8 protein-coding genes, 1 pseudogene and 1 CRISPR repeat array are annotated in these 14,530 nt (G+C 70.1%); of the genes and pseudogenes, 8 read left to right on the top strand and 1 reads right to left on the bottom strand.

The annotated features are described in order from the left end of the window. Positions 1-24 precede the first annotated feature (24 nt). From lnt to AB0E14_RS24400, 4 genes are all read left to right on the top strand, one after another. Positions 25-1,626 carry an apolipoprotein N-acyltransferase gene (lnt, locus tag AB0E14_RS24415; protein ID WP_362421829.1) on the top strand — a complete coding sequence of 534 codons (1,602 nt, stop codon included), beginning with the start codon at positions 25-27 and terminating at the stop codon, positions 1,624-1,626. A 140-nt stretch (positions 1,627-1,766) separates the two neighbouring features. Beyond that, positions 1,767-2,249 carry an NUDIX domain-containing protein gene (locus tag AB0E14_RS24410; protein WP_362421826.1) on the top strand — a complete coding sequence of 161 codons (483 nt, stop codon included), beginning with the start codon at positions 1,767-1,769 and terminating at the stop codon, positions 2,247-2,249. A 56-nt stretch (positions 2,250-2,305) separates the two neighbouring features. Further along, the gene (locus AB0E14_RS24405) at positions 2,306-3,154 is read left to right on the top strand and encodes a 3-hydroxybutyrate dehydrogenase (protein WP_362421823.1); all 849 of its coding nucleotides are present in this window, start codon (positions 2,306-2,308) and stop codon (positions 3,152-3,154) included. Positions 3,155-3,280: 126 nt separating this feature from the next. Further along, positions 3,281-5,188 carry a GAF domain-containing protein gene (locus tag AB0E14_RS24400; RefSeq protein WP_362421820.1) on the top strand — a complete coding sequence of 636 codons (1,908 nt, stop codon included), beginning with the start codon at positions 3,281-3,283 and terminating at the stop codon, positions 5,186-5,188. Positions 5,189-5,250: 62 nt separating this feature from the next. On the opposite strand, the gene AB0E14_RS24395 is transcribed toward AB0E14_RS24400, so the two are convergent. Continuing rightward, positions 5,251-6,630: an MFS transporter gene (locus AB0E14_RS24395; protein ID WP_362421818.1), complete on the bottom strand. Its 1,380-nt coding sequence runs from the start codon at positions 6,628-6,630 to the stop codon at positions 5,251-5,253. 440 nt (positions 6,631-7,070) lie between these two features. Between AB0E14_RS24395 and AB0E14_RS24390 the strand changes: the two are divergent. From AB0E14_RS24390 to casA, 4 genes and pseudogenes are all read left to right on the top strand, one after another. Then, positions 7,071-7,493, top strand: a pseudogene (locus tag AB0E14_RS24390) (transposase); the annotation flags it as partial. A gap of 126 nt (positions 7,494-7,619) precedes the next feature. Beyond that, the gene (locus AB0E14_RS24385; protein WP_362421935.1) at positions 7,620-8,573 is read left to right on the top strand and encodes a DUF4265 domain-containing protein; all 954 of its coding nucleotides are present in this window, start codon (positions 7,620-7,622) and stop codon (positions 8,571-8,573) included. Between the two features lie 18 nt (positions 8,574-8,591). Further along, positions 8,592-9,352: a CRISPR direct-repeat array (repeat unit 29 nt; unit sequence GTCGACCCCGCACCCGCGGGGATGCTCCG). Positions 9,353-9,550: 198 nt separating this feature from the next. Beyond that, a complete protein-coding gene (gene cas3 / locus AB0E14_RS24380; RefSeq protein ID WP_362421815.1) occupies positions 9,551-12,436 on the top strand; it encodes a CRISPR-associated helicase Cas3' in 2,886 nt (961 codons plus the stop codon). Between the two features lie 275 nt (positions 12,437-12,711). Next, positions 12,712-14,415: a type I-E CRISPR-associated protein Cse1/CasA gene (gene casA, locus AB0E14_RS24375; RefSeq protein ID WP_362421812.1), complete on the top strand. Its 1,704-nt coding sequence runs from the start codon at positions 12,712-12,714 to the stop codon at positions 14,413-14,415. Positions 14,416-14,530: the final 115 nt, after the last annotated feature.

Here is a 14,530-nt window from a genome sequence, read left to right as displayed (position 1 = left end):
GGTGCGCGCCGTAGACTCCGCAACGTGAGCACCACCATCACCCCCGTCGATGCCTCCGGCCCCGCCGCCGACCCCCAGCCCGGTCCCGCCTGGCTTCGGCGACTCGTACGGCCCGGCGCGGCCGTGCTGTCCGGGGCGCTGCTCTACCTGAGCTTCCCGCCGCGCCCTCTGTGGTGGCTCGCGCCGGTGGCCTTCGCGCTGCTCGGCTGGACCCTGCGCGGCCGACGGCTGCGCGCCGGCTTCGGTCTCGGCTACCTCGCCGGTCTCGGGTTCCTGCTGCCCCTGCTGATCTGGACCGGATCCGAGGTCGGCCAGTTCCCGTGGATCGCGCTGTCGGCCGTCGAGGCGCTCTTCATCGCCGCCGCGGGACTGGGCATCGCCGCGGTCTCCCGGCTCCCCGCCTGGCCGGTGTTCGCCGCCGCGGTGTGGATCCTCGCCGAGGCGGCACGCGCGCGTGTCCCGTTCGGCGGCTTCCCCTGGGGCAAGATCGCCTTCGGCCAGGCGGACGGCTTCTTCCTGCCGCTCGCGGCCGTCGGCGGCACCCCGGTCCTCGGCTTCGCCGTCGCCCTCTGCGGCTTCGGGCTGTACGAAGTGATCCGGCAGGTCCGCGCCTACCGCGCCACCGGCACCGTCCCGCGCGGCCCGCTCGCGGCCGCCGCCCTCACCGTCCTGGTCCCGGTCACCGGCGCCCTCGCCGCCCTTCCGCTGGTGGACGACCGGGCCGAGGACGGCACGGCGACCGTCGCCGCCGTCCAGGGAAACGTTCCGCGCCTCGGACTCGACTTCAACGCCCAGCGGCGCGCGGTCCTCGACAACCACGTGGCGCGCACCGAGGAGCTGGCCGAGGCGGTGGCCCGCAAGGAGGAGCCGCAGCCCGACTTCGTCCTGTGGCCCGAGAACTCCTCCGACATCGACCCGTACGCCAACCCCGACGCGGCGGACGCCATCGACCAGGCCGTGAAGAAGATCGGCGTGCCGACCGTCATCGGCGCCGTCGTCTCTCCGCCCACCGGCAAGCTGCGCAACACGCTCATCGAGTGGGACCCCCAGAAGGGCCCCGTCACCACCTACGACAAGCGGCACGTCCAGCCCTTCGGCGAGTACATCCCGATGCGGTCCTTCGTCCGCATCTTCAACAGCAACGTGGACCGGGTCAGCCGCGACTTCGGCCCCGGAGACAAGATCGGCGTCTTCGATCTCGCCGGCACCAAGGTCGGCCTCGCCACCTGCTACGAAGCCGCGTTCGACTGGGCTGTGCGCGACACGGTCACCCACGGCGCGCAGCTCATCACCGTCCCGAGCAACAACGCGACCTTCGGCCGCAGCGAGATGACCTACCAGCAACTCGCCATGTCCCGGGTCCGCGCGGTCGAGCACAGCCGTGCCGTCGTCGTGCCGGTCACCAGCGGCGTCAGCGCGATCATCGCGCCGGACGGCCGGATCGTGGAGCAGACCGAGATGTTCACCCCGGACGTCCTCGTCGAGAAGGTGCCGCTGCGTTCCTCGCTGACCCCCGCGACCCGCATGGGCACCCTGCCCGAGGCGCTCCTGGTGGCCGTCGCGGCGGCCGGGCTCGGCTGGTCGGTCCTCCGGTCCGTACGGGCGCGCCGGAGCCGCGCCGCTTGAGGCCGGTCGGCCGGGCCCTCCGCTTGAGGTCGGTCGGTCGGGCTCTTCGCCCGAGGGGCGGTCGGCCGGGCCCCCTGGCGCAGCAGGCCTGAGCCCGGCCGGGGCGGCGGAGCTTGATCAACCGCGGCTAGGGTCGAGTCATGGGTACTCCTGACTTCATCCGCGAGATCCGGGCCACCGCCGGGCACCAGTTGCTCTTCCTGCCGGGCGTCAGCGCCGTCGTCCTCGACGACCGGGGTCGCGTGCTGCTGGGCCGGCGGGCCGACAACGGCCTGTGGGCCATCATCGGCGGCATCGTCGAACCCGGGGAGCAGCCGGCCGCCTGCGCCGTCCGCGAGGTGTACGAGGAGACCGCCGTGCGCTGCGAGCCCGAGCGGGTCGTGCTCGTCCAGACCCTGCGCAAGCCGATCGTCTACCCGAACGGCGACACCTGTCAGTTCATGGACGTCACCTTCCGCTGCCGCGCGGTCGGCGGCGAGGCCCGGGTCAACGACGAGGAGTCGACGGAGGTCGGCTGGTTCGACGTGGACGACCTGCCGCAGATGAAGCGGTTCTCGCACTTCCGGATCGAGCAGGCGCTCCGCGACGAACCCACATGGTTCGACCCCATGCCGAACGGCTGAAGTATGGCTTCGGCACACATCGGTTGAGGGTGGGGACGGTTCATACAGTGCGGAGCATGAGCGCCCCCACCACATCCGGTCCCGCACCGGCATCGTCCGTCGTGGCTCCCGTACCCGCCACGAACCCCGCGCCCGGCTCCGTCCGGCTCGACCTCGCCGGGCGCACCGCGCTCGTCACCGGCGCGGCCGGCGGCATCGGCCGGGCCTGCGCGCTCCGGCTCGCCGCCGCGGGGGCCGCCGTGAGAGCCGTCGACCGCGCGGCCGACGGACTGGCCGCGCTCGCCGAGGCGGCGGACGGACTGCCGGGCGCCGTCGAGCCGCAGACCCTGGACCTGACCGACCTGGACGCCGCCGAACGGGTCGCGGCGGGCGCCGACATCCTCGTCAACAACGCCGGGCTCCAGCTCGTCCGCCCCATCGAGGAGTTCCCTCCGGAGGTCTTCCACACGGTCCTGACGGTGATGCTGGAGGCGCCGTTCCGGCTGATCAGAGGCGCGCTGCCGCACATGTACGCGCAGGGCTGGGGGCGGATCGTCAACATCTCCTCCGTCCACGGGCTGCGCGCCTCGGCCTTCAAGTCCGCCTATGTGGCCGCCAAACACGGTCTCGAAGGGCTCTCGAAGACCGCCGCGCTCGAAGGCGCCCCGCACGGCGTCACCTCCAACTGCGTCAACCCCGGCTATGTGCGCACGCCCCTGGTCGAGCGGCAGATCGCCGACCAGGCGGCGGCCCACGGCATCCCCCCGGAGCGGGTCCTCACCGAGGTCCTCCTGAAGGACTCGGCGCTGAAGCGGCTCATCGAGCCCGCGGACGTCGCGGAGGCGGTGCTCTACCTCTGCGCACCGCAGGCCTCGTTCATCACCGGCGCCTCCCTGACTCTCGACGGCGGCTGGACCGCGCACTGACCCTCCGACGGTCGTCCGCAGCCGTCCGCAGCCGTCCGCAGCCGTCCGCAGACGGCCACGGCCGCGCGCCGAGAGCTTTTCCACAGGGCTGGTGCTCCGACCCGTACGGCAGGTATCCCTGTGTCCATGTCGCAAGAACCGGTCTCCTACCTGGAACTCCTCGCCCGAGGCGCCGCGGTGGAGGCGTACGACCGGCCCGTGCTGCTCGCCCGTGCGAGCGGCGCGGGCCCCGAGGCGCTGGCCGAGCTCGAGCGGGCCAAGCAGCTCGCGCTGCGCGTCCGGGCCGAGCTGGAGGGCAGACGACGCCGTGAGGCGGAGCTCTCCGCGCTCTTCGAGACCGCCCACGACCTCGCGGGACTGCGCGACCTCGACGCGGTGCTCCGCGCCATCGTCCAGCGCGCCCGCTCCCTGCTCGGCACCGAGGTCGCCTACCTCAGCCTCAACGACCCGGCCGCGGGCGACACGTACATGCGCGTCACCGAGGGCTCGGTCTCGGCCCACTTCCAGCAGCTCAGGCTCGGCATGGGGGAGGGCCTCGGCGGGCTGGTGGCCCAGACCGCCCTGCCGTACGTCACCGAGAACTACTTCGACGACGCCCGCTTCCAGCACACCCGCACCATCGACTCCGCCGTCGGCGACGAGGGTCTCGTCGCCATCCTCGGAGTTCCGCTGACGCTCGGCAGCCAGGTCATCGGCGTGCTCTTCGCTGCGGACCGGCGCGCCAGGGTCTTCGGCCGGGAGCAGGTCGCGCTGCTCGGATCCTTCGCCGCGCACGCGGCGGTGGCCATCGACACCGCGAACCTGCTCGCCGAGACCCGCTCGGCCCTGGCCGAACTGGAGCGCGCCAACGACATCATCCGGGAACACAGCGGAGTCATCGAGCGGGCCTCCGAGGTCCACGACCGGCTCACCGAACTCGTGCTGCGCGGCGGAGGGGTCCACGACGTGGCCGACGCCGTCTCCGAGGTCCTGGGGGGCCGCGTCGAGTTCATCGAGCAGGGCCACGGACCGGGCCACGGACCGGGCCCCGCCCGGCTCGCCGACGGCCACGCCCTGCGCGAGGGTGACACCTGGGTCGCCGCCGTCGCGGCCGGCGGCGAGTGCCTCGGCGCACTCGTCCTGCACGGCCAGCCCGACCTCGACCCCGTCGATCAGCGCACCCTGGAGCGCGCCGCGCTGGTGACCTCCCTGCTGCTGCTCGCCCGCCGCTCGGCCGGAGAGGCCGAACAGCGGGTACGGGGCGAACTCCTGGACGACCTCCTCGACGCCCCCGACCGCGACCGCCGTCTGCTGCGGGAGCGCGCCGCCCGGCTCCGTACGGACGTCGACGCGCCCCATGTCGTACTCGCCGCCCGGATCGACCGGGCGGGAGCCGCGGGCGAGACCGACGGCGGCGGACGGGAGAGCGCGGACCGGCAGCGCCTCTGGTCGGCCGCCTCGCATCTGGCCGCCACCCGGCAGGGCCTGGCTTCCGCACGGGACGGCGGGACGGTTCTGCTGCTCCCGCTCGGCTCCGGCGAGGATGCCGCCGAACTGGCCCGCCAGACCGCCAAGCACCTCGGCGGCGCCCTGCGTGAACCGGTCACGGTCGGCGCCTCGTCGCCCGTCCCCTCACCGCTCGCCGCCCCGGACAAGGTCGCCTCCGCGTACGAGGAGGCCCGCCGCTGCCTGGACGCCCTGCGCCTGCTGCACCGCTCGGGCGAGGGCGCGGCGGCCGAGGACCTGGGTTTCCTCGGCCTCCTGCTCGCCGACACCCGGGACATCGAGGGCTTCGTCGACCGCACGATCGGCCAGGTCGTCGCGTACGACCGGCGCAGGGGCACGGACCTGGTGCGCACGATGGACGCGTACTTCGCGAGCGGGATGAGCCCGGCGCGTACGAAGGAAGACCTGCACGTCCATGTGAACACCGTGGCCCAGCGCGTCGAGCGGATCGGCCGCCTCCTCGGCCCGGACTGGCAGTCCCCGGCCCGCGCTCTGGAGATCCAACTGGCCCTGCGGCTGCACGCGATGTCGGCGGCGGTCGCACGCTGAGCACACCACGGAAGGCGCCGGCTCCCATGAGGGGAACCGGCGCCTTCTGGTGTCGGGTGGGCTCAGACGTCGGCCCGCACGGCGGCCGGGGCGGTGGAGCCGGCGGGGGAGCCCTCGGCGATCTCGGAGAGATCGCGGTTGCGGGTCTCCCGGGCACAGGCGATGGCGACGACCGTGAGGAGCGCGGCGGCGATCACGTACAGGGAGATCGGGGTGGAGGAGCCGTAGTCGCTGAGCAGCGCGGTCGCGATCAGCGGCGCGGGGGCGCCGGCGGCGACCGAGGAGAACTGGGCGCCGATCGAGGCGCCGGAGTAGCGCATGCGCGTCGCGAACATCTCGGAGAAGAACGCGGCCTGCGGCGCGTACATCGCCCCGTGCAGGACGAGTCCGACCGTGACGGCGAGCAGCAGCGCACCGAAGGTTCCCCGGTCGATCAGGTGGAAGAAGGGGAACATCCAGGCGCCGACACCGACCGCGCCGATCAGGTACACGGGCCGCCGGCCGATCCGGTCGGACAGCGCGCCCCAGGCGGGGATGACGGCGAAGTGGACGGCGGAGGCGATGAGGACGGTGTTGAGCGCGGTCTGCTTGGAGAGGCCCACCTGGGTCGTCGCGTAGACGAGGATGAACGCGGTGATCACGTAGTAGGAGATGTTCTCCGCCATACGGGCGCCCATCGCGATCAGCACGTCCCGCCAGTGGTGCTTCAGGACGGCGACCAGCGGCATCTTCTCGACCTGCGCGGCCGCGGCCTTGCGCTCCTCCGCGGCGGCGAGCGCGGCCTTGAAGACGGGCGACTCGTCGACGGAGAGCCGGATCCACAGACCCACGATCACCAGCACACCCGAGAGCAGGAACGGTATGCGCCAGCCCCATGACAGGAAGGCGGAGTCGGAGAGCAGCGCGGTGAGCGCGGAGAGCACACCGGTCGCGAGCAACTGACCGGCGGGCGCCCCCGTCTGCGGCCACGAGGCCCAGAAACCGCGCCGCTTCGCGTCCCCGTGCTCCGAGACCAGCAGCACGGCCCCGCCCCACTCACCACCGAGCGCGAACCCCTGCACGAGCCGCAGCGCGGTGAGCAGCAGCGGCGCGGCGGAGCCGACGGTCGCGTGCGTGGGCAGCAGACCGATCGCGAAGGTGGCGCCACCCATCAGCAACAGGCTGAGCACGAGCAGCTTCTTCCGCCCGAGCCGGTCACCGTAGTGCCCGAAGACCAGCGCCCCGAGCGGCCGGGCGGCGAAGCCGACGGCGTAGGTGAGGAAGGAGAGGAGGGTGCCGACGAGCGGGTCGGACTCGGGGAAGAAGAGCTTGTTGAAGACCAGCGCGGCGGCCGAGCCGTACAGGAAGAAGTCGTACCACTCGATGGTGGTGCCGATGAGACTCGCGGCGACGATGCGCTTGAGGTTGGAGGGGGCGGGTGGAGCGGTCGCGGGGGAGGACATCGGCACCACTTCCTGGCGTGTGACGGGGACGTTTGCGTGTCGCCACACCGTAGAAACACGCAGGTCAGTGGCGTATGTGGTGGGACACCATAGTTCACGGTATGGGAGTGCGCGCGCCCACCATGGAGCCGGTGCCGGGGTCTTCGGCGGAGCCTCAACGAGGCCACGAAGTACGCTGTCCGAGTTGCGCTGTTCGGGCATGATTTGAAGGCGCCGTGCTGACTCCCGTGCTGGTTTCGTGCTGACTGAAAGCCCACGTCATCACCCCTTCTCACCGCTCCCGTGCTGACTTGGTGCTGACTACGCTGCGTTGAAGTCCGGTATCTGCGGCAGATCCTGCGCGGCCCAGTGCGGAAGGGTGACCGCCGTGATGGATGGCAAGCGGGTGTTCCGCAGAAGAGAGCCTTCCTTGGAACTCCTAACGAAATGGTCTTACGAAGCCTTTTGACCGGGGCAGGACGGGCAGCAAGCACCATCTGAGCACCGACCCCACCGGAATCCCGCTCGCCGTCACGTTGACCGGCGGCAACCGCAACGACGTCACCCAGCTCATCCCGCTCCTGGAGGCGGTGCCGCCCGTGCGGGCCAAGCGCGGCCGCCCACGGCGGCGCCCCGACGTCGTCCTCGCTGATCGCGGATACGACCACGACAAGTACCGCCGCCGGAGACTGGGAGTGAATCCGCTGGTCGCCCGCCGGGGCACCGAGCAGGGCTCCGGACTGGGCACTCAACGCTATGTTGTCGGGCGCGCTTTCGCCCATCTGCACTGGTTCCGGCGCCTGCGGATCCGCTGGGAGATCCGCGACGACATTCACGAAGCGTTCCTCACCCTCGGATGCGCACCGATCTGCTCGCGGCGCCTGAACACGCCCCGCCCGCACGGGGCCGAGGCGACTACTGCAGGGTCTGGGAGTCGATACCAGTTCCAGGAGGCACCCCATCGCCATCATCACGCACGGGGACCCGATCGGCCGGGGCCCACCAACTACATGATCCACGCCGACCTGTCGGACCGGCAGGACGGCTGGCGCGAGCAGCTGTGGACCCGCCGGCTCACCGAGGACACGTTCGAGGTGGCCTGCCTGCCGTTCTTCACCTACGGGATCTGCCATCGCGACGTCGTGACCATCGACAGCAGCCACCTGCTGACCAGGGTCGTGCGCAAGCCCGGCCACCGGACCCTTTGCGTCGCACTGGTCGTGGAACATTCGGACCGAGACCAGATTCACGAGCTTCAGCACGGCAAGGTCGCCGACGATCGGCCTGCCCCACGAGTGGCTCCAGGGGGGCGGCTCGTACGCATGCGTGCTCGACTGATGGACGGTCACGGAGCGGACCGTCGGCCACCAACCCGATATCCTGCGAACAGCGACTACGGACGCTGGCGGCTACCGCAAAGCAACCGGTGTCCACGCTTCAAGGGGCCTTCGCATACCGTTCTTCGTGCCTCGGCCGGACAAGGCGAACAGAGGCCGAGGAGCCGCGACCACCCGTGCAGAGGTGCGCCGCCGCCAGGAACGCCACCAGCGTGGCGTTCCTGGCGGCACCTGCACGGACTCCATGGAGAGGCGAGCCAGGCCAGGGCTGCGACTACTTGTGCCTCCACGCCAGTGCTGAGTGTAGGTTCGACGAGCGGCGAGCGGTTGTCGAGCAGTTCGTCCAGCCGGCCCTCCCGGAACGCGGCCAGGGTGGACTGGGTGTCCAGCCCACCAAAACCAGAAGACAGTCGGCACTCTGAGTACCTCACCGAAGACTCGGCTACTCCATCGGCAATGCCAGCCGCAGCGCCACGAGGGTTTGCTGTCGCTGCCAGTTCGGCGACAGTTGGGGAATACTCAATGAACCCGCCGCGTGCGGAGAGGGAGTTGCTGTCCGCATCGCAGGCTGGGACCGCTTGCAACCTCCCAAAACAACCAAACGAAAACAAGCATGTAGCCAGATGAACCCGCAGCTCAGCAAGTGTCGACCTCGCACCCGCGGGGATGCTCCGTGAACGGAACATCTGACCCCCGAGGACCACGAGTCGACCCCGCACCCGCGGGGATGCTTCGCTCCCTGCGATCAAGGTCGACGACGCGCCGCCGTCGACCCCGCACACGCGGGGATGCTCCGGGCCAGTTCGTCATCGTGCCCGAGGACATGCTGTCGACCCCGCACCCGCGGGGATGCTCCATGAACGGAACAGCTGACCCCCGAGGACCACGAGCCGACCCCGCACCCGCGGGGATGCTCCGAGGACGTCGAGGGCGCCCTCCGTCTTGCCCGAGTCGACCCCGCACGCGCGGGGATGCTCCGCCGGGTTCCTGCTGAATGAGCGCGGCCAGGAGGTCGACCCCGCACCCGCGGGGATGCTCCGATCCAGTGGGTCGCGCGCGGCTCGAAGAACTAGTCGACCCCGCACCCGCGGGGATGCTCCGGTCCACCGGACGCTGAAGGCCGAGGGGCTCGCGTCGACCCCGCACCCGCGGGGATGCTCCGTAGACGGGCAGCGCGGCGGCGGTCCATGCCAGGTCGACCCCGCACCCGCGGGGATGCTCCGAGCGGTCTCGGCGCGCGCATCGGCCTCTTTGAGTCGACCCCGCACCTGCGGGGATGCTCCGCGCGCCATCAAGTACGGCGGTGTGGACGTCAGGTCGACCCCGCACCCGCCGGGATGGTCCGCATTTCGTGCACGTCCCGCAGACGTACACCCTGTCGCCCCCGCACCCGCGGGTCGGCTCCCGCCATCGCTGTGACGGTGCGCGTAGCAGTCGTCGACGCTGCGCCCTGTCCGGCGGGAACTCCCGTTGGCTCCGTGCCTGCGGAATGTAGTGGTGCCGCCGCAGATGCCGGGATTTCGGTATATCCGCATGTCAATCCATGTTGTCAGTGGTGGCCCCTACGCTCTGGTCCTCGGTTCCGTGACGGCAGTGGGGGCTCGGTGGATGTTCAGAGGTTGAGCAAGTGCATTGAGCCTTCTGTCCTGCGGGCGCTGGGGACGTTGTGGGGGAAGTCGCGGGAGCGGGCCGGGGGTAGGACGAGCCTTCTGATGGCGCACCTTCTGGATACTGCGGCGGTTGCGGAATTGTTGTGGGACTGCTTCCTTGCGCCCTCGGCGCAGTCGGCGCTGGATGAGGTAGCGGGTGGGCCGGGGCGGGGGCGAAGCTTTTTTGCCTGGTTGTGCGGGGTTCACGATTGCGGGAAGGCGACGCCGGCGCATCAGCGTTTGTGGCCCGAGGGCGCGGAGGCGGTGCGTCGGTCGGGGCTGGCCTGGGTAGAGGCGGCCGCTGTGGCGGGGGCGAAGCAGCAGCGGCGGTGGCGTCACGACTGGGCCGGTGGGCTGATGGTGCGCGAGTTGCTGGCTGGGGCGGGGTGGGATGCGGAGCAAGTGGACTGGGTGTGGCCGCTGGTGGCTGGGCATCATGGTGCGTTTCCTTCGCTTCGGGATGTGCAGGAGCCTCGGTCGGCCAAGGGGCAGCTGCGGGGGAGGGGCGAGTGGCGTCGGGTTCAGCAGGCCGTGCTTGATGTGTTCACCGAGGAGCTAGGGTTCGGGGCGCTCGACGAGGCGGAACCGGTAGTGGTTCCGTCCAGGGCACTCCAGTTGCAGCTCAGTGGCCTGGTGGTCATGGCGGACTGGATCGCGAGTGACCAGCGCTTCTTCGTGGGCATGGATGATCTGCGGCTCGTGAGTCTCGATGCTTCTCGTGAGCGGGCTGCGGCGGCGTGGAAGGCTCTGGGGCTGCAGGGCGGCTGGGGGGCTATGGAGACGCCGGGGCCCGAGGCGTTCCGGGACCGGTTCGGCTACGTGCCGCGGCCCTCACAAGCCATGGTGGTCGAGGCGGCTCGTCGGATGGGCAGGCCGGGGCTTGTGGTGGTTGAGGCGCCGATGGGCGAGGGCAAGACGGAGGCTGCGCAAGCCGCGGCGGAAGTCTTGGCGGCCCGGTTCGGCGCCGATGGTGTGTTCGTAGGGATGCCGACCCAAGCGACCAGCGACCCCATGTTCACCCGCACACGTCGATGGCTGGAGGCGATCGATGAGCGACTTGCGTCCAGGGTGGTGCTCCTGCACGGCAAGAGGGCGTTCAACCGGGAGTGGCAAGCCCTCCTTGAAGACGCAGGTAGGTACGCGGACGAGGCATTCTGCGGGGTGGACGAGTTCGGACTGGATGACGATCCGTACGGCGTCGAACCTGGGGTGCGAGATGTGCCGGAGCGGCGGGCCCCTGCCGACTGGTTCCTGGGGTCAATGCGCGGACTGCTGGCCCCGTTCGTGGTCGGCACGGTAGACCAGCTTCTCCATGCGGCTACCCGTACGCGGCACGTGATGCTGCGGATGGCGGGCTTGGCCGGCAAGGTCGTGATTCTGGACGAAGTGCACGCGTGTGATGTGTACATGAGCCAGTTTCTGGGCGAGGCGCTGCGCTGGCTGGGGCAGGCCGGGGTTCCCGTGATTGTCCTGTCGGCGACGCTTGCTCCGGCTCAGCGGAAGGCTCTGGTCGAGGCGTACCTCGCCGGTGCTGCGGCACGCGAGGAATTGCCGGTCGAGGTTCCGGGTCCGTCCGGATACCCGAGTGCCACGGCGGCATGGCTGTCGCCTTCGGGGGAGCCGGAGTTCCACCTGGACGGTACGGAAAGCTGGCGTGGGGACCTCAGCGTGATGGTCCAGGTGGTACCTGAGGCGGTACCCGGTGCGCGGTCTTCGCGTGAGGAACGGGTGCGGCTGCAGGGCGAGGCGGATGCGGGTGTGGGTGATCTGTTGGCGAGTGAACTGGCCGACGGGGGCACCGCGCTCGTCATCCGCAACTCTGTCGCGCGGGCGCAGAGTCTCTACGAGGAGTTGTGCGGACGGTTCGGTGAGGACGAAGTACGCCTGCTGCATGCCCGCTTCACAGTTGCTCGGCGTGCCGATCTGACGGAGGAGTGCCTGCGACTGCTGGGTCCGCAGGCGCCGCGGCCCCGGGACGGCCGGTTGATCCTGGTGGCAACTCAGCTTGCCGAGCAGTCCTTCGACATTGACGCCGATGTGCTGATCACGGATCTGGCTCCCGTCGATCTTCTGTTGCAGCGGGTAGGGCGGTTGCACCGGCACGAGGGCACGTGGCGTCCGGACAGGCTGCGCATGCCACGGGTGTTCGTCACTGGGCTCGCGCCCCGGGAGAGTGGCGAGCCGGCGTTCCCGTTCGCCAGCGAGATGATCTACGGGCGCCATTTGCTGCTGCGGACCGCTGCTGTGCTGCCGGGTGCGGGCGAGGCGTGGTCGGTGCCCGGAGATGTGCCCAGGCTGGTGGAGCAGGTGTACGTTGCGGAGGCGGCGCTGCTGCCCGAGACGTGGCGAGAGGCTGGTGACGTCGCATGCCGGGAGCAGGAGGACCGGGACCGGGCCCGTGCCGAGAATGCTCGGCAGTTCCTGCTGACGCCGCATGGCGAGCACGAGAGGCGGACGCTGGCGGGCCTGCACTATGGCGGGGCGACCGCGGGCAGCGATGAGGGTTCGTTGCAGGCGGCGGTCCGAGACGGCGACGAGTCCGTCGAGGTGGTCCTGGTGGTCCGGGATGAGAGGGACGCGGTCTTCCGGACACTCGGGGGGCGCGCCCTGAGCGTCAATGGCGATGTGGCGCCGGATGTGCTGGATGAGGTGCTGGGCTCGGTGGTGCGCTTGCCATCGAAGTTCACGCAATCGGCTTTGGATTTGCAGCCGTTGCCCGGCTGGCGTGGGCATCCGTGGTTGGGCCGGAGCCGTGCTCTGGTACTGGACGCTTCACGCAGGGCCCGACTGAGCGACCTCATGGTGTCGTACGACGACGAGTTCGGGCTCCGGCAGATCTAGGGGCGCGTACGGTGCGCGCAGCGGCACATGGCTTGAGAAGTGAGGTGAGCCGCCGGGCGTCGGCCCGGCGGCTCGCCACCCCGCGTGACGCGGGGTCGATGTGCTTCCCATTCCGCTGTGCAAACAAAGAAGGGGATCATCCCCGCAGTCCGGCGATGCCGATCCGGTGGTGCAGGGCCAACGGCCGGATTCTTCCACCTGGTTGCCAAGAAAGCATGTGGTGGACGAGCACCACTGCTAGCGTTAAACAGAGAAGCTTGCCCCAAGGGGGAACGATGGCGCATGGCTTTTTCCTGACGGACGATCCTTGGCTACTCCTGCCGTCAGCAGAGGGGGGAACGGTACAGGAACGCTCGCTGCGTACAGCGTTACTGGAAGCCCATGAGTTCGGTGACCTAGTAGTGGAGGTGCCCACCCAGAGGCCGGCCGTCTTCCGGCAGGTGCTGCTGCCCGCGCTCGTTGACGCGCTGGGTCGTCCTGCAGACGAGCGCGAGTGGATGCGCTGGTTCTCCGCGGGGCGGTGGACGCCTGAGCAACGCCTCAAGCTGACGGACTATCTGGACGCGCACCGCGAGCTGTTCGACCTCTTCAGTCCGGTTCGGCCTTTCGGGCAGGTAGCCGGGCTGCGCAATGCGAAGGGGGAGACGAAGAGTGCCGGACTGATCGTCGCGACCGCCGCCACCGGCAACAACGTTCCGCTGTTCGCCTCGCGTACGGAGGGCGACTCCTTCTCGTTGACGCCGGCGCAGGCGGCGCACTGGCTGGTGCACACCCAGTGCTGGGACACCGCAGCGATCAAGACAGGCGCCGTGGGCGATCCCAAGGCGAAAGCGGGCAAGACCACCGGAAATCCGACCTCGCCGCTCGGACAGATGGGCGTCACGCTGCTCGTCGGCAGGACGTTGTTCGAGACATTGCTGCTGAACATCCCGGTCGGGGCGGCGCCGACATCTGCAGACCTGCCGCAGTGGAGGAGGCGCGAGCCTGCAGATCCGCGTTCGGCAGGCACTGCCCAGTGGCAGGAGCGGGCGCCCGAAGGACTCCTCGACCTGTGGACGTGGCAATCCCGCCGGATCCGACTCTTCCCGGAAGAGACCGATGAAGGCCTGCGCGTGACCCGCGTACTGGTCGCCGCGGGTGACCGGATGCCCCACACACCTGAAACCGAGCCGCACACGATGTGGCGCGTGGAACCGACCGGTGGCCGGAGCCCAGGGAGAAGTAAAGCTGGCGCCGCGCCGCCGCGCCGTCCTCTGCGTCTCCAGCCTGGAAAGGCCGCATGGCGCGGGCTGGATGCGCTCCTGGCACCCGAGCGTCAATCCCGGGACGCCGGGGAGAAGACGAGTGGCTTCGCCACGAGCAAGCTCCTCGACCAGGCCGGCGCCCTGGCACCCGAACTCGGCGAAGCGTACCCCCTGCGCGTAGAACTCTCCGGTGTGTCGTACGGCAACCAGTCCGCCGTCATTGACGACGTGATGTTCGACGCGTTGCCCCTCCCACTCGCCGCGCTCGACGCCGACAGCGACGTCCGCTCCGCCCTCCTCGAAGTGGCAGAACAGGCCGAGCAGTTGGCCACAGCCGTCAACCACCTCTCAGCTGACCTGCGACGCGCCCTGGGCACCGAACCGATCCCCTGGGACAAAGGACAGCGTCCCGGCGAACTCGTCCTGCATGCCCTGGACCCGCTGGTGCGGCGATTGCTCATCGGGATCAGAGGCGTGGAGGACCTCGAGCGCATCGAGGCCGGCCAGCTCGCCTGGGAGCAGCTTGCCTGGCGCCGGAGCTGGGAGGTCGCCGATCGCCTCCTGCAAGCGGTACCCATCGGAGCGTTCGTGGGCAGAAGCGTCTCCCAAGAGGGAAAGCCCGAGCGCACGCACCGTGTCTCGCTGGCCGAGGCGTCCTTCCTCAAACGCCGTGCGGAGATCCTGCACCGGGCAGCCGCCGCCCGGAGAAACGGGACCCTCCCGGACAGCGAGTAACTGACCAAACACCCTGCAAGGGCGCCCCGCATCCGCCATGCCCTTAGCCGAGGCAATCCGTCCATCACCTCAAGGCGCCCCCAACACGCCTTCACGGCACAGCGTCCCTCATCAC

Source organism: Streptomyces sp. NPDC047981 (genome assembly GCF_040653315.1).
Classification (GTDB): domain Bacteria; phylum Actinomycetota; class Actinomycetes; order Streptomycetales; family Streptomycetaceae; genus Streptomyces.
This window is presented reverse-complemented; position numbering and strand designations above follow the sequence as displayed.

Coding starts and splice junctions, on each gene's coding strand:
- AB0E14_RS24410 (WP_362421826.1), top strand. CDS start 1,767: ATGGGTACTCCTGACTTCATCCGCGAGATCCGGGCCACCGCCGGGCAC.
- AB0E14_RS24405 (WP_362421823.1), top strand. CDS start 2,306: ATGAGCGCCCCCACCACATCCGGTCCCGCACCGGCATCGTCCGTCGTG.
- AB0E14_RS24400 (WP_362421820.1), top strand. CDS start 3,281: ATGTCGCAAGAACCGGTCTCCTACCTGGAACTCCTCGCCCGAGGCGCC.
- AB0E14_RS24395 (WP_362421818.1), bottom strand. CDS start 6,630: ATGTCCTCCCCCGCGACCGCTCCACCCGCCCCCTCCAACCTCAAGCGC.
- AB0E14_RS24385 (WP_362421935.1), top strand. CDS start 7,620: ATGATCCACGCCGACCTGTCGGACCGGCAGGACGGCTGGCGCGAGCAG.
- casA (WP_362421812.1), top strand. CDS start 12,712: ATGGCGCATGGCTTTTTCCTGACGGACGATCCTTGGCTACTCCTGCCG.